The organism is Streptomyces sp. NBC_00335 (assembly GCF_036127095.1).
In the GTDB taxonomy this organism is placed as follows: Bacteria; Actinomycetota; Actinomycetes; order Streptomycetales; family Streptomycetaceae; genus Streptomyces.
The window spans coordinates 4,481,892-4,504,196 of sequence record NZ_CP108006.1 but is presented as its reverse complement, the minus strand read 5'-3'; the positions used below and the strand labels follow the sequence as shown (position 1 = coordinate 4,504,196).

Below are 22,305 nucleotides of genomic sequence, written 5' to 3'. Positions count from 1 at the left end.
GCCCGGCGCGGCTGTTGCGGGTAGGACCGCGGGGGCTGCCGATGCTGCTGCCACGGGGACGGCGGCCCGCCACAGCAGCTGCGGGTAGCACCGCGGGGGCTGCTGAGGCTGCTGCCACGGGGACGGCCCGCCGCGGCAGCTGCGGGTAGCACTGCGGGGGCTGCTGCCCGCCCTACTGCACGGTCGCCGCACCGCGTTGCTCAGGGCCCGGACCAGTGGTCGGGGACCAGCGGTCAGGACAGGGCCGGGCGGCGGAGGGGGACTCCCGTGGGGACGGCTCTGCGGCGGGGGGTGGAGGTGCCGGTCCAGCAGGTGCCCCGGCGGGCCAGGAGGCGGGTCAGCCACAGTTCCATCGAGACGAGTTCGGCGATTCCGTCGAGCGGGACCGGGCGGCCGTCCGCCGCGTCGAGGAGGGCCTGGCGCACGACCCGGGCTTCGATGAGGCCCGCGTCCGCCAGGAGCGGGGACGTGAAGAGGGTCAGGAGTCGCGGGAGGGCCGCGCGCAGTCCCAGGCGGGTCGCCGATTCGTTCGGGGCGTGGGCCGTCGCGCCCCACCCCGGGGGGAGGTCCCGTACCCCGGCCGAGGACAGGACACCGCGCAGGACCGCGGCCCGGGCGCCGGGTTGCACGCGGAGGGATTCGGGCAGGGCCCGGGCGGCCCGTACGACCTGGTTGTCCAGGAACGGGGCGTGCAGCCGCTGGCTGCGGACCTCCACGGCCTGCTCGAAGACCCGGTGGTCGGCGGCGTGCCGGGCCAGGACGGCGCGGGCCCGGGCCTCCCCGGGGCGCAGCGAGAGGGGCGGGCGGCCCGCGGCGACGGTGAGGCGGATCGATACCTCGGCCAGGGCCTCCCCCGTCAGCCAGGCCGCCGCCGGGCCGGGCCGGGACCAGGTCAGGGCCGCGAGCGAGGCGTCCACGGGGGAGCCGGGTCCCGCGGCCGGGACTCCGTCGCGCAGCCGGGCCGCCGCCGCCTCCATGCCGGCGCGGTACGGCGTACGGGCCAGGCGGCGGGCCGCCGAGTACACGGTGAGGGGGACCAGGAAGGGGACGCGGAGGGAGTCGCCCCCGGACGGGGAGGAGCGGGCGAGGGCCAGGGTGGGGCGCAGCAGGTGGCGCCGGCGTCGGTCGAGCAGGAGGTCGGCGAGCCGGGCGGGGTGGGCGTCGAGGACCTGGCGGGCTCCGTGGCCGGTGAAGTGGTCCGCCGAGCCGGCCGCGAGGCGGCGGCGTTCGCGGGCGGCGAAGACCAGGGAGGGGCCCGGTTCGTCGGTCAGCGGCCCGTCGAGGTCGGCGTAGGGGAGGGCTTCCTCGGCGGCGGCCACGACCACGTGGTGCAGGCGGGGGTCGGACGCGATGGCGTGGGCGCGTGCCAGTTCGGGTTCGCGGCCCTGGGGGGTGGCCAGGTCGTTGAAGGTGACGGCGAGGAGGCGTTCGCCGGTGCGGCCGAGCAGGGCGCCGGGTGCGCCCGGGAGGCCGGCCGCGAGCAGCGCGAGGGTCGCGGAGGCGCTGCCTCCGGAGAGGTCCGCGCCGACTCCGGGGACGGGCGCGGGGGCGCCGCGGGCGGCCCGGCGGTCGGCCGGGCCCATTCCGGGGACGGGCCCGGGGTCGTAGGGCAGCGTCTCGGGAGCATGCCGCGGAGCCGTGAGCCGGGCGCGCACCGCGTCGACCAAAGCTTCCCGTACGCCCTCCACCGCGAGCTCGGGGTCGGCCGTGGGGGCGGCCACCGCGAGGGAGGCCACCGGCTCGTACCCGGTGATCTCCCGCGAGCCCTCGCGCAGGATCAGCGCGTGGCCGGGCGGGATGCGGCGTACGCCGACGTACGGTGTGCCGTCGCCCAGCGCCTCCGGGCTGTCGGGGCAGGCCAGCAGGGCGGCGAGATGGCCGATGTCGAGCTGCGCCTCGATCAGGTCGGCGAGCGGGAGGGCGGCGGTGGCGTACGCGGTCCCGCTCGCCCAGGGCGTGTAGAAGACGGGTCGCGCACCGGCCAGGTCGCCGACGACGGTGATGCGGCGGCCGGCCTGGACGACGGCCGTGTAGCTGCCGGGCCACTGGGTGAGGTGGCGCAGGGCGCCGCCGCGGGCGGCGTAGAGCGCGCGGCGCAGTTCCTCGTCGGTGGCGCCGCAGCAGCCGAGGACGGCGAGGCGGGTGAAGGGGTCCGCGGGGTCGGCGGTGAGGGTGCGGATCTCGTCGGGGCGCCAGTCGCCGACGGCCCACAGGGGGTCGGGGTCGCCCCAGAGGAGCTGGGCGCCGACGGGGACCACGGTGCGGTCGGCCGCGGCGGCGCCCGGTTCGTCGGGGTGGCCGGCGTCGGCGAGCCCGCCGCGGACCGGGCCGTCGCCCCATCCGTCGGGGCGGGAGCCGTTCGCGGAGCCGTTCCCGTAGCCGTAGCCGTTCGCGGAGCCGTTGCCCGCGGCCGATCCGTAGTCGCCCGAGCCGTATCCGCCCTGGTCGTAGGCGTGCGCAGCGCCGTGCCCCGCGACCCGTCCGGCCGTGCCGAAACTCGCGGCGATACTGCTCCAACCCACCAACCAGCGCACCGCCGCCTCCCCAGCCCGTGGGCACCTGACCGGGGTGCGAACCGTGCGGCCGGCGCTCTGGGCACGGCCGGAGGGACCCCGGGTGGCTCGGGGTCCATGCTGCCACGAGACAGGCGTGCGGGAGTGGGTAAGGGGGGCGCACGTATAAACGAACACGCCCCGGCCATGCGGTATTTGGCGTTCCGTTCCGACCGCCCCATAGGTCGGTTTCGGCCATTCTTCGGCCGTACTGAGGGCCCTGCGCGGAGCCGGCGCCGAGCCTGCGCGCCGCCCTGCGGTCGCGCCGCCCGGGTCCGTCCCGCGGAGCGCGGTCCGGAGGGCGGTATCCACCCCCCGGACCGTTCCGCCACCCGCGGGGATTGAGGCAGCGGCATCCCCCGGCCCGCCCGGTCCACGCGGTGGGCCGACCCACGCACCGCACATCGAATCGCCGGGCCCCCGCAGCGGCCAGAGCGCACGGGTGGGCGCACGGCCACACGGGTGGAGCACGCGCCGAGACGTGCGCCCCGGCCCCGGGCCCGCGCCCGACTGTGCATACGGACAACAATCCCGCCATACGGAACAGGGGGCCTTAACGCTTGGGAGGCGGGGAACTACGCTGGGTTTACGAAATGCCGGGCGCCTATGCCCCGGCGGCGTCTGCGTTCCGCGTGTGACGAGGGGTGGCGCATGTCCAGGGAGCTCCGCGAGCCCAATGAGAAGCTCGGCGCCGTCCTCGCCCTCGCGGGCATCAGCAACGCCGGGCTGGCCCGGCGGGTCAATGACCTCGGCGCTCAGCGCGGTCTGACCCTCCGCTACGACAAGACCTCGGTGGCCCGGTGGGTGTCGAAGGGAATGGTGCCGCAGGGCGCCGCCCCGCACCTGATCGCGTCCGCCATCGGCGCGAAGCTCGGCCGGCCCGTGCCGCTGCACGAGATCGGGCTCGCGGACGCGGATCCGGCGCCCGAAGTGGGGCTGGCCTTCCCGCGCGACGTCGGCGCGGCCGTGCGCTCGGCCACCGACCTCTACCGGCTCGACCTCGCCGGCCGGCGCGGGGGTGGCGGGATCTGGCAGTCGCTCGCCGGCTCCTTCTCGGTATCGGCGTACGCGACGCCGGCCTCACGCTGGCTGATATCTCCTGCCGACAGCTCCGTGGCACGCGAACCGGTGGCACGCGAAGCGGTGCCGGGCGCGGCCCCGCCGGAAGGCCTACCGGCGCCTCCCGGCGCCCATGTCGGGGGTGTGCCCGCCCAGCCTTCGGGTGAAACGCCACCGGCGCCCGCTCCGGCCGCGCCCGCTGCGCCCGCCCCCGAGGCCGGGGGCCCGCAGCGCGTGGGCCACAGCGATGTGACCAAGCTGCGCGAGGCCGCCGAGGACGCCCGCCGCTGGGACTCCAAGTACGGCGGCGGCGACTGGCGTTCCTCGATGGTCCCCGAATGCCTGCGGGTGGACGCGGCGCCACTGCTGCTCGGCTCCTACACCGACGAGGTGGGCCGCGCGCTCTTCGGCGCCACCGCCGAACTGACGCGGCTGGCCGGCTGGATGGCCTTCGACACCGGTCAGCAGGAAGCCGCCCAGCGCTACTACATCCAGGCGCTGCGCCTGGCCCGCGCCGCAGCGGACGTACCGCTCGGCGGGTATGTGCTGGCGTCGATGTCCCTGCAGGCCACCTACCGGGACTTCCCCGACGAGGGCGTGGACCTCGCGCAGGCCGCGGTCGAGCGCAACCGGGGCCTGGCCACGGCGCGGACGATGAGCTTCTTCCGCCTCGTCGAGGCCCGGGCGCACGCGAAGGCGGGCGATTCGGCGGCCGCCGGGGCGGCGCTGCGGGCCTCCGAGGGCTGGCTGGAACGGGCCCGGGACGGCGACGCCGATCCGACCTGGCTGGGCTTCTACTCGTACGACCGCTTCGCGGCGGACGCGGCCGAGTGCTACCGGGACCTCAAACTCCCGCGCCAGGTAAGGCGTTTCACGGAACAGGCACTGTCCCGGCCGACGGAGGAGTACGTACGATCACACGGGCTGCGGCTCGTCGTGAGCGCGGTGGCCGAGCTGGAGTCCGGGAACCTCGACGCGGCGTGCGCGGCGGGAACCCGGGCGGTGGAGGTCGCGGGGCGGATCTCGTCGGCGCGGACGACGGAGTACGTACGGGACCTCCTGCACCGGCTGGAACCGTACGGGAACGAACCGCGCGTCGCCGAACTGCGCGAGCGGGCCAGGCCTCTGCTGGTAACCCCGGCATAGGCCCCGCGTGGCCCCGTTGTCAGTGGCGGGGTGCACTATGCAGGGGTGGGAGGTGTCAGTGTGGGCGGCGGCGTGGGCGGCATGGGCAGGCTGGACTGCGATGTGCTGGTGATCGGCGGCGGGATCGTAGGCCTGTCGACGGCGCATGCCCTCGCGGGGCTCGCTCCGGGGACCCGGGTGGTCGTCCTGGAGAAGGAGGACGGTCCCGCGCGGCACCAGACGGGCCGCAACAGCGGTGTGATCCACAGCGGGATCTACTACAAGCCGGGCTCGCTCAAGGCGCGCTTCGCGGTGCGCGGCGCGGCCGAGATGGTCAAGTTCTGCGCGGAGCACGGCATCCCGCACGAGGTGACGGGCAAGCTCATCGTCGCCACCGAGCGGGACGAGCTGCCGCGACTGCACGCGCTCGTACAGCGGGGCCGGGAGAACGGCATCCCGGTGCGGGAGCTGGGGCCGACGCAGATCTCGGAGTACGAGCCCGAAGTGCGCGGGCTCGCGGCGATCCACGTCGGGACCACGGGGATCGTGGACTACGGACGGGTCGCCCGGCAGCTCGCGGAGTCCTCGGGGGCCGAGATCGTCTACGGCGGCGCGGTCGATCTGATCTCGCGGCGGGCCTCGGGCATCGCCGTGCGGACGAGCGACGGGCTCGTCGTGCGCGCCCGGGTGCTCGTGAACTGCGCGGGGCTGCAGTGCGACCGGATCGCGCGGCTGGCCGGAGACGACCCGGGGATGCGGATCCTGCCCTTCCGGGGCGAGTACTACGACCTGGCCCGGCCCGAGCTGGTGCGCGGGCTGGTCTATCCGGTGCCGGACCCGGCGTTCCCCTTCCTCGGCGTCCACCTGACCCGGGGCATCGGCGGCGGGGTCCACGTCGGGCCGAACGCCGTGCCGGCGCTGGCGCGCGAGGGGTACGGCTGGGGCGTGATCCGGCCGCGGGACCTCGCGGACGAGCTGGCCTGGCCGGGATCCTGGCGGATGGCCTCGCGGCACTGGCGGTACGGAGCGGGCGAGGTGCGGCGGTCACTGTCGAAGGCGGCGTTCGTCGAGGCGGTACGGAGGCTGCTGCCCGCGGTGCGCGGGGAGGATCTGGTGCCTGCGGCGGCGGGGGTGCGGGCGCAGGCCGTGCTGCGGGACGGGACGCTGGTGGACGACTTCCTGATCCGGGAGGGGGAGCGGGCGGTGCACGTGCTGAACGCGCCGTCGCCTGCGGCTACCGCTTCGCTGCCGATCGGGCGGGAGATTGCCGCGCGGGCGCTCGCGTCGCTCCGGGCGGCCTGACCCCCGGGGGCTGCCCCGGGTCCCCGCTGCGCGGGCGCGGAGCGCGGGTCGCGGAGCGCGGGTCGCGGGTCGCGGGTCGCGGCAGCGGAACCCCGGCCCTGCGGGGCAAGTCCCCTCCCCGCCCTTCCACCGTTCCCAGGGCTCCGCCCTGACCCGGTCCTCAAACGCCGGACGGGCTGAAGTGCCCCTGGGGCTCCGCCCCAGACCCCGGCCCTCAAACGCCGGACGGCTGAAAGTGCCCAGACCCCGCGCCTCAAGCGCCGGCCGGGATGGTGCCGCACAGCCGGTGGGAGCGGGCGCGCGTAGAATCCGGGGATTGTGTCTGAGTCTCTGAGTCCCCAGAATCCCGCCGCCGAGCCCGCGCCGGAGGCGACCTCCAGCTACGTGCCCCCGAAGTGGCGCACCGAGCCGCGGTTTCCCGACGGGCCCTCGCCCGATCCGGCCGGTTCGCACCACGAGCGGCGGATCCGGAGCTTCCAGCCCCGTCGCAGCCGGGTGACCACCGGGCAGGGCGAAGCCCTGAAGCGGCTCTGGGGGACCTGGGGGCTCGACATCGACGGGCATCACGTGATCGATCTCAAGGAGATGTTCGACGGGCTTCCCGTCGTCCTGGAGATCGGCTTCGGCATGGGCGAGGCCACCGCGCAGATGGCCGCCGCCGACCCGGGGACCGGGATCCTCGCCGCCGACGTGCACACCCCCGGGCAGGGGAATCTGCTCGCCCTCGCCGAGCGGGGCGGCATGACCAATGTGCGCGTCGCGAACGGGGACGCCATCATCCTGCTCCGCGAGATGCTGCCCCCGGACTCCCTCGCCGGGCTCCGCGTGTACTTCCCGGACCCCTGGCCCAAGGCCCGCCACCACAAGCGGCGCCTGATCCAGCCGGAGTTCCTCGCGCTGGCCGCCACCCGCATGGCGCCCGGGGCGATCCTGCACTGCGCGACCGACTGGGAGCCGTACGCCGAGCAGATGCTCGAAGTACTGACGGCCCAGCCGGAGTTCGAGAACACGCAGGCGGACGGCGGTTACGCGCCCCGGCCCGACTTCCGGCCGCTCACCCGCTTCGAGGGGCAGGGCCTCGACAAGGGGCACGTCGTACACGATCTGCTGTTCCGGCGCACGGGTATCGCCGAGAACTGAGCTCATCACTCCGCGTGTCGGGTCGGCTCGGTAGAGTCATCGCGTGCTCCGAGCGACCCGGCCGCCCCGGCTTCCGCACCGCGTGCCGCGTACCCCCGGCGCCGTGCGCACCTGCGTGCTCGTCGTGCTGCTCGGGGTCTGCGGCATCGCGATCCTGGAACTCGTACGCGAACAGACCGGTACGCCCGGGTTCTTCGTCGGTCTGGGCCTGGCCCTGCTGCCGGTGGTGCCGCTTCTGGCGGCGTTCCACTGGGTGGGGCGGGCCGCGCCGCATCCGTGGGCGCAGCTGTCGTTCTGCTTCGGCTGGGGGGCGTGCGCCGCGGCGCTGATCGCCATACTGGCCAACAGTTTCGCGACCGAGTGGATAGCCGCGGCCACCGCCGATCCCTCGAATGCCGACCAGCTCGGCTCGGTGGCGATCGCCCCGGTGGTCGAGGAGAGCGCCAAGGCGGCCGCCCTGCTGCTGGTGTTCCTGTTCAGGAGACGCCAGTTCACCGGCCCCTCCGACGGTTTCGTGATGGCCGGTTTCACCGCCACCGGCTTCGCCTTCACCGAGAACATCCTCTACCTCGGCAACGCCTTCGTCGAGGACGCCCGGAACGGCACCGGGGTCCTGAACTCCGTGACGGCGGCGACGTTCTTCGTCCGGGGCGTCATGTCCCCGTTCGCGCATCCGCTGTTCACCGTGGCCACCGGTCTCGGCTTCGGCGCCGCCGCGCTCGCCGTGCGCCGCACGCGCCGGATCGGCCTGCCGCTGCTCGGGCTGGCCTCGGCCATGGGACTGCACGCGCTGTGGAACAGCTCCTCGGACCTGGGCGAGTCCGGGTTCTACGTGGTCTACGGCTGCGTGATGGTCCCGGCGTTCGGGCTGCTGGCCTGGCTGGCCGTGTGGATACGGCGCCGCCGACTGCGGGCCGTCGCCGGGGAGCTCGCCCTGTACGCGGCCGCCGGCTGGCTGAGCCCGGCCGAGGTGCCCGCGCTGGTGTCGATGCCCGCGCGCTCCCTGGCCCGCGCGCTGGCCCGGAGCACCGGGGGCCGGCCTGCCGGACGCGCGGTCGCGCTGTACGAGGCCGATGCCGCGGCCCTGGCCCTGCTACGTCACCGGGCGCGCAGCGGCGGCCCGGACCGGGAGCCGGACTTCGCGGGGCGGGAGCGGGAGTTGCTCCGCCGGCTCTGGCTGCGCCGGGCGACGGCGGGCCCGGCGTTGTCGCGGGCCGCGGTGCTGGAGGACTTGCTCCCGCCCTGGTTCGACCCCCTGAGCCCGCTCGGAGGCTCACCCGGGGGCCCGCTCGGCGGCTCGCTCAGCGGGCCGGCGCCGGGCCTCGTACCGGGTCCTAGACGTTCAGGCCCCGTGCCTGCAGCCATGACAGCGGGTCCACCGTGACGCCGCCCTGGCGCACTTCGAGGTGGAGGTGGGGGCCGGTGACGTTGCCGGTCGCACCGACCCGGCCGATGGTGTCGCCCCCGGCGACGGAGCCGCCGGTCACCGACATCGAGGACAGGTGGCAGTACCAGATCTCCGTGCCGTCGGGGAGCTCCAGCACGATGCGGTAGCCGTACGCCCCGGACCAGCCGGCCGAGGTGATCTTGCCGGAGCCGACCGCCTTGACGGGGGTGCCGGTCGGGGCGGCGAAGTCGAGGCCGGTGTGGTGGCCGGAGGACCACATCGAGCCGGAGTCGCCGTAGTGCGAGGTGAGGGTGTAGGCCGAGGTCGGCAGGAAGAAGGATCCGGCCGCCCGGGCAGCGCTCTCCGCCTTGGCCTTGGCCTCGGCGGCCTCCTTGGCCGCCTGCGCCTGGCGCGCTTCCTCGGCCGCGGCCTTCTCCGCCGCTTCCGCCGCGGCCTTCTCGGCCGCTTCCTTGGCAGCCTGGGCGTCGCGGGCCTGCTGGGCCGCGGCTTCCTGTGCCACCCGCTCGGCTTCGGCCCGCTCCTGGGCGGCGGCCGCCTCCTGCTGGGACTCGGCCTGCTGGAGGATGCGGCTGCGCAGCAGCTCGCCCGCGTCGGAGCGGCGGTCGGCCTGCTGCGGGATGATCCCGGTCCGCGACTGCTCCGCGGACCGCGCGGCGGCCGTGTCGGCGTCGGCGGCGGCGTCGCCGGCCCCGCCGCCCAGTGCCTCGGGGAGGGAGGGCATGGGGGGCAGCGAGGGAAGGGATATGGCGACCTGGGGCCGGTCCTGAGCGGTGGCGATGCCGCCCGCGCCGACCGCGGCGATCACGCCGACGCCGAGGACGGTGGAGGAACGGGCCAGTCCCCCGCGCTGCTTGAGGACACGGTGCTTGCCGCGGGGCGGGCGGGCCGAGTCCTCGGTGGGGTTCCACTCGCCCCAGGCTCCGGCGGTGGGCTGCTCCTGGACGTCGATGCCTTCAGGGGCAGGCGAGTTGGAGGCCACCGGGGCACACTCCTCATGGGCGAGCACGCGCACGGTGCCGTCTCTTGCGACGGCTGGGACGACCGCTCTGCGTTATCGAACGGTAATAGAGAAGGGGGAGTGATTCCAAGCAGTTGCGATTGATCGTTAACGACAATCAGCCACCGCCTGCACAGCCTTGGCCAGGACTTCTCGCCGCATTCGGTGATCAACCCGGGCAAAAATCGGCCATCCCTCCCACCCCTCTCGCCACATCTTCACATTGATGGTCCGTCAGATCGCTTGCCGAACGCGCTCCTTCGGCTACGTTCGGTCACGCCTCGTCCCCGATCGGGACCACCCGCACCGTCCGGCGCCGGTTCGGCTGCCGCGCCCCCGGTCTGGCCACCGCCAGCAGGGCCATGTCGTCCGTCGCCGCGCCGCCCGTGTGACGGCGGACATCGGTCGCGAGCGCGCTCAGCAGTTCGTCGGGCCCGGGGAAGACCCGCCCGCGCAGCCGGGCCGCCGGATCGTAGAAGGCCCCCGCCCCGTCCCGGGCCTCGGTCAGCCCGTCCGTGTACAGGAGCAGCGTCGCCCCCTCCGGGAAGGGCCACTCCTGCACCCGGTCCGGCCAGCCGCCCAGCTCCCCCATGCCCAGGGGCAGCGCCGGCTCGACGGGGACCAGTTCCGCGAGGCCGCCGTTCGCGTACAGCAGCAGCGGCTCGGGGTGGCCCCGGTTGACGAGCCGCAGCAGGCCCGCGCCCGGCGGGATCTCGCCGAGCACGCACGTGGTGAACCCCTCCACCGCGTCCAGGCTGTCGCGCCGGTTCCCCTCCCGGGCCAGCGCCCGCTCCAGCCGCCGGGCCACGCCCTCCAGCGTGGGCTCGCTCTCGGCCGCCTCCCGGAACGCCCCGAGGACCACGGCGACGGCCTCGACCGCCCCGAGGCCCTTGCCCCGTACGTCACCCACCGCGAGGCGCACCCCGTACGGGGTGTCCTGCACGGCGTAGAGGTCGCCGCCGATGAAGGCGTCCGCCTGCGCGGCCTCGTACGAGGCCGAGACCTGGAGGCCCGCGATCCGCTCGGCGGGGGTCGGCAGGACGGCGCGCTGGGCGGCCTCGGCGATCCCGCGCGCGGAGGCGAGCTGCTCCGTACCGCGCCGCACGACGATGTTGATCAGCGTGGCCAGCCCGGAGACGGTCAGGACGGTGACCAGCTCGGTCATGGCCTCCACCTTGAAGGTGGTGCCGTTGTAGAGGTGCAGCACGACCACGGCGAGGGTGGCCAGGATCCCGGTCAGGACGGTGGCCCGGAGCGAGAACAGCGGGGCCGCGATGAGCGGGGCGGCGGAGAAGAAGGGGGAGCCGGTGAAGCTGGGCGGGGTCAGCACGTCGAAGAGGAAGCCGAGGACGATCAGGGTGCCCGGGAGCGTCTTGACGGTCCGACGGATCACGGCGCTGCCGGCGACCGCGCCGAAGAAGCGCTCGCCCCTGCCCTGCCGGCCCAGCCCCACCACGCTGCTCTCCTGCCGCCCGGTCCGCCTCGCCCCCCAAGGCTGGGGGCAGGAGGGCCCGTACGGCGACCCGGGCGGGACCGTTCGGGTGACGGGGCGCGCACGGCGGACCGCGGATACGACGAAGGCCCGGTCCCCCACAGGGGACCGGGCCTTCGTACTGAGTAGCGGGGGCAGGATTTGAACCTACGACCTCTGGGTTATGAGCCCAGCGAGCTACCGAGCTGCTCCACCCCGCGTCGGTAAACACAACTCTACGCCATCCGGGGGGAGGCCTCCGCCAATTGACGTCCGAGCCGTGCCTGGAGTGCGAATAACCCCAGGTCAGCCCCATGAAACACGGCGGGGGACCGCTGGTTTCCCAGCGGCCCCGACGGTGACTGCGGCCATCGGGACTCTCCGATCAGGACCTCGTCGGCCCGGGCGGACTGCTCGGCGGAGGTGTCGGTGGCGGGGGGCGCGGCCGGGGCGGCGGGGACCGCCTCCGGGGTCCGGCCCGGGAGGAGCTTCCAGCCGAGGTTGACGCCCGCGCGGTCCAGCACGGCTGGCTCCCGCCGCACCCCTGACCGGCCGTCACAACCAGAAGCGCCCCATCCGGAGGACCGGATGGGGCGCTTCGAGCAGTAGGCCATGTCGGACTCGAACCGACAACCAACGGATTAAAAGTCGAAAGGTATTCATCCAACTAGGTGAGCCATGATCCAACTCACGGACTCCTGTGCAGGTCAGGAGCTATGCCCCGTCCAGCTGGGACAGCATCAGGGAGTCCGTGAGCACCCCATCCAAGGGCGTCCGCTCCCGCAACGCTCCCGCATCTCATACGCCCTGACCTGCGCGTTCGGTGCCTGCGGGAGCACCTCACCTCTGATGCCGCCTTCCGCAGCGCGGCGCAACCTTCTAGCGAGTGACGCCAAGCCATCCGTCAACGATATCCAGTATCGTTCCGAGCGAGCGGATATCAAAGTATTCGCGGCCTCGCACGGGCCTTTCTCCCACATCCCGCATTGCAGAAATGCAGAGGTTTTCCAGCTTGTGCGCCTCAGGGGCACCTTCAACCAAGCGGATTACGCAATCAAATCCGCTACGCTCATGCTGAGATAGGCGTGGGCGCGGATCTCCGGAAGTGATGCCAAATTTCACAACGTTGTTGATTTCGTCAGCAACGACATAGAAAACGTCCCACGATTTACCTGAACAGGTACGGCATATACCACACCCGGCTCGCACGTTACTCGGTGTCGGCCTCGATACGTGGCCCTTGCTGCACTGAACCCGATGCGGCTTATCATTGCCAAGCCATTTCGCTTCTAGAACGGTTCCTCCCAGCTGAGCAACACGTGCACGGAATGCCGCCTCGGCAGCCTTCGGATCCCTACCCGCACAGGTGCGACAGATTCCCTGCCCCCGCTGGACTGCGGACGGCCATGGAGTGCTCGCGTGCCCCTGGACGCACCTGACTCGATGTGGCGTGGTTGCCCCGAGCCACTGCGGTTCAAGGACAACGCCCCCCAACTCGGCGACGCGGCGTCTGAAGTTGGCTTCCGCTACCTTCGGATCTTTCCCGGCACAGGTACGACAAATCCCTTCCCCACGTCGTAGCTGAGACGGCCACGGGTAGCACACATGCCCACTGGCGCACCGAACTCTGTGTGGTTCCTTCGTACCGAGGTAGGTCGGCTCGATAAGCTCGGCCCCTATCTCGGCCAAGGCCCGCCTAAAGGCCGCCTCGGCTGCCTTCTTGTCGTTCCCAGCACATGTGGGACAGATTCCGCTACCCTGCTGCACATGACTTGGCCATGGTCTACATTCGTGCCCATTGACACAACGGGCCTTATGCGGCGTGTGATTACCAAGCCATTTTTCTTCTAGAACGATCCCGCCCAATTCCGCCACACGGGATCGAAATGCCGCCTCGACCGCCAGAGAGCGGAAGTCTGATGCACAGATCCGGCAGATGCCGTGCCCTTGCTGGATGTTAGATGGAAAGCTTGCACCCTCGTGCCCAGCTGCGCATCTCACCCGGTGGGCCTTCCTGCTACCGAGCCACTGCACTTCGAGGACTTCGCCACCAAGCTCAGAGACGCGCGCCCGGAACAACCTCTCGGACCGCAGGGACCTTTCGGATCTTTTCCTCGGGGCGGTAGCCACTACACAGCCCCCTGGCGAGGATTGAGAAGCCCTGCGCCCAGAAGCGCGGTTCGCTGAACGCGTCTAAGCGGGTGTCCACCTGGCGACTTAGCCGCGTGGACTACGCCGGCAGCCGCCTCCCCCCACATGTATCTCACCATGGCAGGAGATCATTGCAGGGCCATCTGACAGACCGTGAGACACATACCCAGGAACCACCGCAATCTGGCCTAAAAGGCCGTGCCGCGGGCGTACCGGCAGACCTCGGGAAGTTACCCACCCCCGAGGTCGCCGTGAGCGCGCAAACACCGAGCCGGTCCGCTTCGTACGCAGACCGGCTCAGCAAGTCACAAGGTCAGCTGTCCGGCGCCAGCCGCCGCCTTCTTGATACGCCCGTGAGTCGGCTTGAGCTCCGGCAGGTACTTGGACAACCGCTGCGTTATCACGCTGTGCAGACGGTCGACCGAACCTCCTGCTGCCAGCGCCGCTTCTGGCGCGACATCGAGGGTGTAGTGACCCAACGTTGCGGCATCCGTACCGATCACGCGCCAGAGGTTCAAAGCGTTGGGGGTGCACGTGTCGGACACCTCTGTGTCGAACACGTAGATCCACGCCGGCGGATTCTCCAGCGGGGTGTCTCCGGGCCGTACGAGCCGTACCGTGCCGTCCCCGTGATCAACCAGGTCCGGGCGGCCAAGGTGCCGCTGCCAGCTTTCCCACACGGCCCGCGGGATAGCGAGGATGCACCCTGCCGATGCCTCGTGCGCTCCCACCTGAAACTTGAACATCATCTGGTAGAAGGTGCGTTTGAAGGCGTTCGCGATGTTCGGGCCTTCGACCCTCTCGGAGAGCCACTGAGGGTGCGAAGCGATCGTCTCTCCGAACTCACCCGCATGCATGTGCCTGGCGTTTCGGAGGTTCGCGACGGCCGCCTGGTAGGTGCCGTGAAAGTCCATCGTCTGGATCTCGAAGACACCGTATCGGCCCACGCTCAGCTCCCCAGACGAGTCTGGGACCAGCTCAATCATGGTGGCGTCGAAGGAGAACTCCGGCGAACGGTCGGTGGGGCTAATAGAGATCTCCCCACCCAACTTGTTCTGGAAGTAGACGATCGTAGGCTCGCCCGCGGCTACCCGCTTCCGAACATCCGCAGCAACAGGCTTCTCTTCAAGCTTGGGAACCGCAACGATGCTGACATCGTCGCCCTTGGCGTAGCCGAAGAGGCGATGGGCTGCGTCATGAAGCATGGGAAGATCCAGCGCCCTGAACGGACAGGCCAGCCAGTCCTGTCGTGGACCGTTGCTGTTGCTGCTGATCGTGCAGACGCCAGCAGAGTTGGCACGCTTGACGCACTTGGTCTGCTTACCTGTGACCTCGGTCAGAAACGGACACCGCTGAGCACTCTGGTCAGCCAGACTGCTCGCGGTCTCCGCGACGACCGGGTAGACCCGATGCCCGAACCATTCCGCAATGAAGTTTCCCGGTTCCTTCTTTGCCTTTGCTCCGCCCCCGGACAAACTAAGACCCCGTCTCCTTCGATTCATTCAGATCAAAAGACAACTGACCAGCTGCTTCGCTGGCATTCTGCGTAGCCGCCTCATGGAACGGCTTGTGCAGTTCGAACCCGATAGCTTTGCGCCCAGAGGCTGCCGCTACGGAAAGTGACCGCCCAGTTCCACAGAACGGGTCCAGCACCGTTCCGCCAGGGGGGCAGGAGCTCAGGATTCGCGGCTTGACCAAATCCACGGGGAATGTAGCCGAATGGCCATCGGACCCCGAACGCACGTGTGTCTTCACCACGTCGTACCCGCCGGCCTCGACCTCGAGGTAGTCGTAGTACGAGGTCTCTGACTCGCTGCTCTCCAGCTGGTCGGCCTCATCGAAGTCGTAGTACACGACATCACGTGCTCCGGCCTCGACTTCACCGAGGTCGTAGTGGTACTTCGCGCGCCCCTCCTTGGGGCGCTTCACGAAGTGGAAGAAGTGTTCGTGCGCGAGTCGCAGACGGTCCTTCTCGGGCCGCGGCGGGATATTCGGCTTGTGCCAAATGAGGTCGTTGCGCAGGATCCACCGGAGATCCTGCATGGCGATGGCGAAGCGACTCGGGATGAGGAGCAGCTGCTTCTCCTGGCGGAACCCACCCATAGGGGTCCGGCGCCGAGAACGCGGATTGTCGCCGAGGCCCTGACGCCCGTCGTGGCGGATGCTCGACCAACGAGCGAAGTACGTGTCGCCGATGTTGATCCACATGCTGCCGCCGGGCTTCAGGGCAGCCGCGCCTCGCTGAAGGATCTCCACGAGGTGGCTGATGTACCACTCGGGCAGGGGCTCCAGGCCGAGGACGCCGCCATGGTCCCGGTACCACTCATAAGGCGGCACATCGGTCTGGACGCGGCTCTCGTCCTCAGCGAGCCACTCCTTGAGGATGTCCTCGTTGTGGTCCTGCCCGTAGCTGCGCAAGCCCCAGTACGGTGGCGAGGTGATCAGCAGGTCAATGGACTCCGGTGCAAGAGTCGGCATGAGGTCATAGGCGTCACCACAGTGCACCTGGATCCGATCATCTCCGGTCACGGCCTCATCCTGCTCTTGTGTTGCACTCTGTGCCATCTCTACCTGTAGAACCACACCGTGCAGCCTAGAGGGTCGGACTGTCAGTCGCGAAGTAAGTCGGTATTTGCCCAGGTGGGCACAGAGGAACGCACTGATCCATCACTCTAAGTGGTCAGTGTGAGGGCGCGGCTGCCTCCTCAGCACCACGCAAATCCTCAAAGAGCCCCGCCGGGAATAGCGGGGCCCCGTCGGCTTGCTGCGGAGTACCACACCGGGCAATCTCCCAAAGATCAGACAGCCGGCGTCAAGTAGCCGATTCCAGAGTCAGTGATCCACTCTGCGGTCTGCGCTTCGAGCTCCCACGGCGTCCGCAACAGTGTCCCGCGCAGGGCACCACGATCCTGCAAGGCGGCCGGCTCTGGGCCCAGGCGCTTGAGGCGCTCGCCGTCAGTGCCCCAGTGGGGATCCGCGGGGGTGTCCAGTACGGAGATGAAACGGTCGACGCGAGCGGGCCAGGTGGGATGGCCCCACCAGCGGTCGCAGGCCAGCGCGCCGTGGCCAGCCGTGTAAAGGATGCCGTGGCGGACTCCCTTCTTCTCCATCTGGCCGGCGAAGGCTCCCAACTTCCCGTCCGCGTGATCCTCGTACTCCGCGAGGTCTTCATCGGTTCGCGCGAGCTCGCCCAGGGTCATGCCGGTCGGGAGCTTGCGGTTGGGGTTGGTCAGCCACTTGAAGAGTCGATGCCCAAGGACGTCCACGTCCTCCACCGTGACGCTCTCGAACGCTTCGCTGCTCCCCGAGGTGATGCCGTGCTCCGTGCACCATCCGCGGAGGCGCTGGCGTATACCGAGCGTGGTGTGGCTGTTGATCCGCAGCATGTCGCCGTCGGACAGACGCCCCTCGGCATGCCAGTTCTCCACGCAGCTGTTGCGCCATGCTCCGTTCGTGAGGCCAATGGCGAGGAGGTCCTGAAGCGAGGACAGGTCGTCGGGATCGATGCCTTGGGCTTTCAGCACCCCCTCAAAGACCTCCTCCGTCATCATGGCCTGCGCCTCTTCGAGCATGCGCTCCACGTCAGTCACGCTTTCCCCGTTCCCCTCGCTTGCTCTTGCTCCTGGCTCGGCGCCGCCGTGCCGCACTCCATCTTCAGCGATTTCGGGGCCCGTTCATCAACTTCGCCCAGCGTGGTGACGCATGCGGCAAACCGGATCTCAGGTCTTCGAGCACATCTTTGCCCTGAGTTGCATTGGCGGACCAGCGGGGTTGGAGCGAAGCTGCCCGTTCAGCCGAGATAGGGGTACGTGCCGGCGAGGTAGTCGCCGATCTGCTGGCGCATGCTGGCGTGGATGTCGTAGTGGTCGAGGTCCGCGGGCTGGATGAAGCGGACGCCGTCGGCTTCATCGTTGACCGTGGGCGCACCGCCAATGGGGCGGCCGATGTAAGTGTTCTCGTACTGCTGGCGGATCTCGCCATTGGTATACGCGACGATGTGCTTCGGGTTGGTGTAGACGCCGAGGAAGCCGGTGATCTCGGCGACGATCCCCGTCTCCTCTAGGCACTCGCGTACCGCGCACTGGGCAGCCGTCTCGCCGATGTCCTGGGCGCCGCCGGGCAGTGCCCACTGACCGGTGTCCCGGCGGCGCTGGAGGAGGACGGCACCGGTGTCGTCGACGACGAGCAGGTTGCTGGCGGGGATGAGGGTGTTGGCCTTCGGCGCGGTCGGGTCGTTGTAGTACTCAGTCCTACCCATGTGCGGCGGTCCCCTCCTGGTCGGGAGTCCAGGGCCGCAAGCGGCCCGGACGGCTTCGCGGCCCTGATCGTAGTTGCCGCGCATTCTCGTGGCGGCCTTGCAAAGCAGCAGCGATGGGCGACGGGGGTCTCTAATCTGGCCTCGGCAGGGGCACCATCCGGTCACCTGGTGCGCCACCACCGTGAATCCGTTGCGAGGGGCTTGGTGGATCCCTATCCTCGTGACCAACGCGTCGACGGAGACGAGTAGCCACGGATCACGCGAGCAGAGAGAGCCGCCGGCAGCTGTGAAGGCGGACTCGCACCCATGGTGAAGACCCTCCCGAGCGCGGGGAGGAAAGGCCCTCGGGCCCAATGCCCCGCCGGTTTGCCCCCGTCATCGGGCTGAATGAGGCCGCCGCTGTCTGGCGGTGGCAAAGGCGTGGTGGCACCGCGAGTACCCTTCTCGCCCACGCTTCCAAGGGATCATGACGACGCCCCTGGAGGGCTGCGATGATCCACACCACTAGCCGCGTACTGGTTTCTGACCTACGCGCACACGTCGACCAGACCGTCACCGTCTCCGGCTGGGTGAACGCACTCCGGCTGCAGCGCAAGATGCAGTTCGTCATCCTGCGGGACCACTCCGGCATGGCCCAGGTGACCCACAAGCGCGACGGCGGCCCGCTCGAAGCCGTCATCGAGTCGCTTACCCCCGAGTCCGCCGTCCGGATCACCGGACGCGTCGTAGAGGCGGCCCAGGTCAACCTGGGTGGCCTGGAGATCGTCCCCGAGGCGATCGAGGTGCTGAACCGGGCGGAGACGCCGCTGCCGATCGACGAGCACACCGGCCCCGAGCATCGGCTCGACTGGCGGTTCCTCGACGTACGCAAGCGTGCCACCGCGCAGATGGTGTTCGCCGCGCAGACGACCTTGGAGCAGGGGCTGCGCGAGTACGCCATGCGGAACGGCTGCACGGAGATGCACACGCCGAAGCTGATGGGTACCGCCTCGGAGTCCGGCGCGGAGGTGTTCAAGCTCGGGTACTTCGACCGGTCGGCCTACCTCGCGCAGTCGCCGCAGTTCTACAAGCAGATGGCCGTGGCCGCGGGTATCGACCGGGTCTTCGAGATCGGGCCTGTCTTCCGGGCCGAGCCGTCGTACACCTCCCGGCACGCGACCGAGTTCACCGGCGTGGACGTCGAGCTGTCGTGGATCGACGACGTCGAGGACGTGATGGCGTTCGAGGAGCGGATGCTCGCCCACGCCATCGCGAAGGTCGCCGAGGTCCACGGTGAGGCGATCCGGGAGATCTTCGGCATCGAAGTTGTCGTACCGGAGGCTCCGTTCCCCAGGATCACGATGGCCGAGGCACAGGAGATCCTGCGGGCCGGCGGCTGGGACTCCGAAGGCGTCAAGGAGGACCTGGACCCGGAAGGTGAGCGCACCATCGCCGCCCACATGAAGGAGCTCACGGGCCACGAGTTCGTGTTCATCACGCACTACCCGGCGAGTATCCGGCCCTTCTACCACATGCGTCCGGCGGACCGGCCGGACCTGACGCTCAGCTTCGACTTGCTCTGGAAGGGCCTGGAGATCACCACTGGGGCCCAGCGTGAGCATCGCTCCGACGTGCTGCTCAAGCAGGCGGAGGAGAAGAGCATGGACACCGAGCCGATGCAGGACTACATGAACATCTTCCGGTTCGGGTGCCCGCCCCACGGCGGCCTCGGCGCCGGCCTGGGCCGGATCCTGATGGTCATGCTCGGCCTGGACTCGATCCGCGAGGCCGCGTTCCTGTTCCGGGGGCCGAACCGCCTCACCCCCTGAGTCAGGGGTATACGCACCGCTGCCCCACCGTCTGTCTGGCGGTGGGGCAGAGGGCTGGCTCAGTACCGGGTGTGGCCGAGGTCGAGGGTCCACGCCTCGGCGGGGTTCTTGTCCCAGTGGTCGCGCAGGGCCAGCTCGCGGTCCGCGTATCGGCCGCGGCGGGACAGGCCGCCGTGGGAGAGGGCGACGCTGAGCGCGAGCGGCGATTCAGTGGTGACCCAGTGCGGGGTCAGGGCGTGGCTCCACAGCTGGTCGCCCGGCTGCATCGTCACCGACTGCCGGGCCGCCTCGTCGTGCGGCGGGGGATCCTCAGCGGTGGTCTCACCGAGGACCGCGGCTTCGGGGGACAGGTGCTTGTCGGGGTTGTGGTAGCTGTGGAAGGTCTTGACCCCTTGGACCTGCCACACCAGACCGTGCGAGTTGTCGTTGTGGTAGGTCGAGGCTGCCCCTTCGGTGGACAGGAACAGGATGGGTGCGCACCGCTGCCACGTGAATCCCTGCGACGACAGATGGGTGCGCCAGGGCACCATGACCTCGTCCTGGAAGCCCGCCAGGATCTCGCCGTAGAACCGGGTGAGGTTGAAGTGCACCAGGCGGAACGGCCACGTGGCGATCTCCTCGACCGGGGCCGTCCGGAACGCGGCGGTGCGGTCCATGCGCACCTTCCAGTCGTCCTCGCCGAGGATCGTGAACCGCACCTCCTCGTCCCGGCGGACGTGGTCGAGGATGTCGATCGCCGGCAAGAACAGGTAGTCGAACGGGACCTGCATGCGGAAGTTCGGCGGCTGCCTCCAGTGGCTGTTGAAGTCGTCGGGATCGGTGACGGAGACCGACGGTTGCACGTGGACCCCCAAGGTCAGGCCGCCGCGCAGTCGCGGGACGCGGGGCGGCAGATGGCGGCGCAGTCAGGTCCGACGCGGTCCGTGGCCGGCGCGTCGAGGAAGGCTCGGATCTCGGTACGTGGGGCGTGGACACTGACCTCGGATGCTCCGTAGGGGCAGTGCCGCACCTCGCCGTCGGCCGACATGTAGAGGGTGGCCGACCGGCAGGGGTGGCTCTCCTCCTTGGACAGCTGTAGCTGCCGCAGGTCGTCGAGGTAGGACCGGTATCCGTTGGACAGGCGGAAGTACTGGTCGAGTGCCGCCGTGTCGCGCGCCCTCTGGACCAGGGAGTCCTGGAGTGATCGGTTATCCCGGCGCAGGGCGGCTTCGGAGAGGAGGACGGGACTCAGCTGGACGTCGATCCCCGTTCCCGCTACGAGGTCGGCGAGCTGCGCGGCTTCGTCGTCGTCCACATCCCAGTAGGTGAGGTGAAGGACCTTCGACGGGGTGTCCACGGCACCCAGTGTTGCAACAGCAGAGGCCGCACTCCGGGTGGTGCGGCCGAGCGCCATCGCGCCCTGCGAGTCCGCGGAGACGGTCACGTTGGTCAGAAGGTGACCGACCCCCGCGAGGGCGGTGACCTCAGCCTCCGAGCGTGCCGAGGTCACCATGGACACCGTCATGCCGAACTGGAGGGCCAGCCGCACGAGCTGCCGGATGTCCGGGTGGTGGGTCGGCTCACCACCGGTCAGGCACACACCCTCGACCCCGGCCTCCTTCAGCCGCGACAGGGCACGCGTGTACGTCGCGGTGGTGAGGAAGCCGCGGGCGCGGTCGGCCCGGAAGCAGAAGCTGCACGCGACCTCGCAGTGGCCGGCCGTCGAGATCAGCGCCGTACGGGCGGGGGTGCTCATTGCACCCCCGTGTTGTCCCAGACCGCGATGGCCACGGTGCTGGTGTAGAAGGCGCACATCTGCGGGTCGGGGGTGCTGCCGCCGATGAGGGCCTGTTCGTTGCGGGACGGGCCGCCGCAGATGGCCAGCGCCGGGCAGTCGCCGCACGCGGGGATCGGCGCGACCTTCTTCGTCGCCCTTGTGAGGCGGCTGGGGTCCGACCGTAGCTCGTCGAGTGTGTGGAGGAACTCGGGTTCGGTGAAGTTGATGTCGCACACGCTGACGCGGTTGCCGGGCAGGAGGGCGGCGTTGAGGCTGCGGTCGCCCTGCATGTGGTCGAACAGCATCGGCCGGCGGGTGTCGAGTGCCTGGAAGGCCCGGTCGAGGACGGAGAAGAGCATCCCGCCCTTCCCAAGTGCGGTCAGGCGGGCTTCGTAGAGCTCCCGTGCCAGGTCGGCGCCATTCACCCGCCACTTGCCCCCGGTGGGGATGGGCGTGTTGACGTAGATGAACTTGAGGCCGAGGTCGTCGATGATCCACTGCACGCTCTCGGCCAGGCGCCCGATGTTCGACGCCGTCGGGGTGAGGTTGCAGCCGACGTGCAGGCCCTTCGCCTCGACCAGGCGCCGGACGTTGCGGCGGATGCGGTCGTCGGCGGGCTGCCCGCCGAGGAGCAGCCGGTTCGCCGAGTTGATCCCGGGAGGGCCGTCGATGGAGATGCCCACCCCGTACTCGCGCTGTACGAAGTGGTCGAGGGCCTCGTCGGTCAGGCGGGCGCCATTGGTGACGACTGTGCGTCGGACCCGCTCGACGCCGTAGCGGGCAGCGAGGGTGTCGGCGAGTTCGTCGCCGTACTGCATGAGGTCGAAGCGGATCGTCGGCTCGCCGCCGAACCACTGGATCGAGACCTCCTCCTGCCCAGCGTTCTGCTCGAACATGAACTCAAGGCCGGCGGCGAGCTCCTGCTCCGTCATGTCCGGCTTGCCGCTGTTGGTGTCGACGAAGCAGTACGTGCAGGCCATGTTGCAGCGGTCGGTGAGCACCACCCGGAGGCCGCTGATCCCGCGCGGTGTCGGGTCGATACCCAGGGTGTGGAGGCGGTGGTGGAGTGCTTCACGGCGGTCGGCCGCGGGGCCGTCCTGGGTGAAGCCGAGCCCGGCGAGGGCTAAGTGGGTCGCGGTCGGGGGGACCCCGGCGAGGTCAGAGACCTCGCCGGGGTCGAGAAGCACACTCTCCAGCGTGACCGGGTCGAGGAGGACAGCCTCGCCGTCCCGGTCGTACTGGAAGTATTTCCCCCACAGCAGCTGGGGAGTGGCCACT

15 protein-coding genes and 1 tRNA gene are annotated in these 22,305 nt (G+C 70.4%); 5 read left to right on the top strand and 11 right to left on the bottom strand.

From position 1 onward, the window contains the following. Positions 1 to 233: 233 nt before the first annotated feature. Positions 234 to 2,534 carry an asparagine synthase-related protein gene (locus OHA37_RS20240; protein WP_266907201.1) on the bottom strand — a complete coding sequence of 767 codons (2,301 nt, stop codon included), beginning with the start codon at positions 2,532 to 2,534 and terminating at the stop codon, positions 234 to 236. Between the two features lie 669 nt (positions 2,535 to 3,203). Here OHA37_RS20240 and OHA37_RS20235 point away from each other — a divergent pair. The 4 genes from OHA37_RS20235 (at position 3,204) to OHA37_RS20220 (ending at position 8,562) form a co-directional block, all read left to right on the top strand. Further along, complete coding sequence (locus tag OHA37_RS20235) at positions 3,204 to 4,757, top strand: sporulation protein (protein ID WP_266907199.1); 1,554 nt, start codon at positions 3,204 to 3,206, stop codon at positions 4,755 to 4,757. An 81-nt stretch (positions 4,758 to 4,838) separates the two neighbouring features. Next, complete coding sequence (lhgO, locus tag OHA37_RS20230; RefSeq protein ID WP_266912932.1) at positions 4,839 to 6,038, top strand: L-2-hydroxyglutarate oxidase; 1,200 nt, start codon at positions 4,839 to 4,841, stop codon at positions 6,036 to 6,038. Positions 6,039 to 6,356: 318 nt separating this feature from the next. After that, entirely contained in the window at positions 6,357 to 7,178 is an 822-nt protein-coding gene (gene trmB / locus OHA37_RS20225; RefSeq protein WP_266907197.1) for a tRNA (guanosine(46)-N7)-methyltransferase TrmB, read from the top strand. Positions 7,179 to 7,221: 43 nt separating this feature from the next. Continuing rightward, positions 7,222 to 8,562 carry a PrsW family intramembrane metalloprotease gene (locus OHA37_RS20220; RefSeq protein WP_443046187.1) on the top strand — a complete coding sequence of 447 codons (1,341 nt, stop codon included), beginning with the start codon at positions 7,222 to 7,224 and terminating at the stop codon, positions 8,560 to 8,562. Here the strand turns inward: OHA37_RS20220 and OHA37_RS20215 are convergent. The 7 genes from OHA37_RS20215 to OHA37_RS20185 form a co-directional block, all read right to left on the bottom strand. Further along, on the bottom strand, positions 8,513 to 9,565 hold the full coding sequence (locus tag OHA37_RS20215; RefSeq protein ID WP_266907195.1) for a M23 family metallopeptidase: 1,053 nt from the start codon (positions 9,563 to 9,565) through the stop codon (positions 8,513 to 8,515). The genes OHA37_RS20220 and OHA37_RS20215 overlap by 50 nt on opposite strands. A 292-nt stretch (positions 9,566 to 9,857) precedes the next feature. After that, complete coding sequence (locus OHA37_RS20210; protein ID WP_443046186.1) at positions 9,858 to 11,039, bottom strand: PP2C family protein-serine/threonine phosphatase; 1,182 nt, start codon at positions 11,037 to 11,039, stop codon at positions 9,858 to 9,860. A 162-nt stretch (positions 11,040 to 11,201) separates the two neighbouring features. Next, a tRNA-Met gene (locus OHA37_RS20205) sits at positions 11,202 to 11,275 on the bottom strand. Positions 11,276 to 13,510: 2,235 nt separating this feature from the next. Further along, entirely contained in the window at positions 13,511 to 14,680 is a 1,170-nt protein-coding gene (locus OHA37_RS20200) for a NotI family restriction endonuclease (protein WP_266907193.1), read from the bottom strand. Position 14,681: 1 nt separating this feature from the next. Continuing rightward, entirely contained in the window at positions 14,682 to 15,734 is a 1,053-nt protein-coding gene (locus OHA37_RS20195; protein WP_266907191.1) for a DNA-methyltransferase, read from the bottom strand. A gap of 269 nt (positions 15,735 to 16,003) precedes the next feature. After that, the gene (locus tag OHA37_RS20190) at positions 16,004 to 16,795 is read right to left on the bottom strand and encodes a hypothetical protein (RefSeq protein WP_266907189.1); all 792 of its coding nucleotides are present in this window, start codon (positions 16,793 to 16,795) and stop codon (positions 16,004 to 16,006) included. 200 nt (positions 16,796 to 16,995) lie between these two features. Then, positions 16,996 to 17,463 (bottom strand): NUDIX domain-containing protein, encoded by a 468-nt coding sequence (locus OHA37_RS20185; RefSeq protein WP_266907187.1) that lies wholly within the window; start codon positions 17,461 to 17,463, stop codon positions 16,996 to 16,998. A 491-nt stretch (positions 17,464 to 17,954) separates the two neighbouring features. Between OHA37_RS20185 and aspS the strand changes: the two genes are divergently transcribed. After that, positions 17,955 to 19,271 carry an aspartate--tRNA(Asn) ligase gene (gene aspS / locus OHA37_RS20180; RefSeq protein WP_266907185.1) on the top strand — a complete coding sequence of 439 codons (1,317 nt, stop codon included), beginning with the start codon at positions 17,955 to 17,957 and terminating at the stop codon, positions 19,269 to 19,271. Between the two features lie 59 nt (positions 19,272 to 19,330). On the opposite strand, the gene OHA37_RS20175 is transcribed toward aspS, so the two are convergent. The 3 genes from OHA37_RS20175 to OHA37_RS20165 are packed head-to-tail and all read right to left on the bottom strand — an operon-like array spanning position 19,331 to position 22,304. Further along, positions 19,331 to 20,113, bottom strand: coding sequence for a hypothetical protein (locus OHA37_RS20175; protein ID WP_266907183.1), 783 nt, complete (start codon positions 20,111 to 20,113; stop codon positions 19,331 to 19,333). Between the two features lie 14 nt (positions 20,114 to 20,127). Next, positions 20,128 to 21,006, bottom strand: coding sequence for a radical SAM protein (locus tag OHA37_RS20170; RefSeq protein ID WP_266907181.1), 879 nt, complete (start codon positions 21,004 to 21,006; stop codon positions 20,128 to 20,130). Then, the gene (locus OHA37_RS20165) at positions 21,003 to 22,304 is read right to left on the bottom strand and encodes a radical SAM protein (protein WP_266907179.1); all 1,302 of its coding nucleotides are present in this window, start codon (positions 22,302 to 22,304) and stop codon (positions 21,003 to 21,005) included. Before OHA37_RS20165 ends, OHA37_RS20170 begins: the two co-directional genes overlap by 4 nt. Position 22,305: the final 1 nt, after the last annotated feature.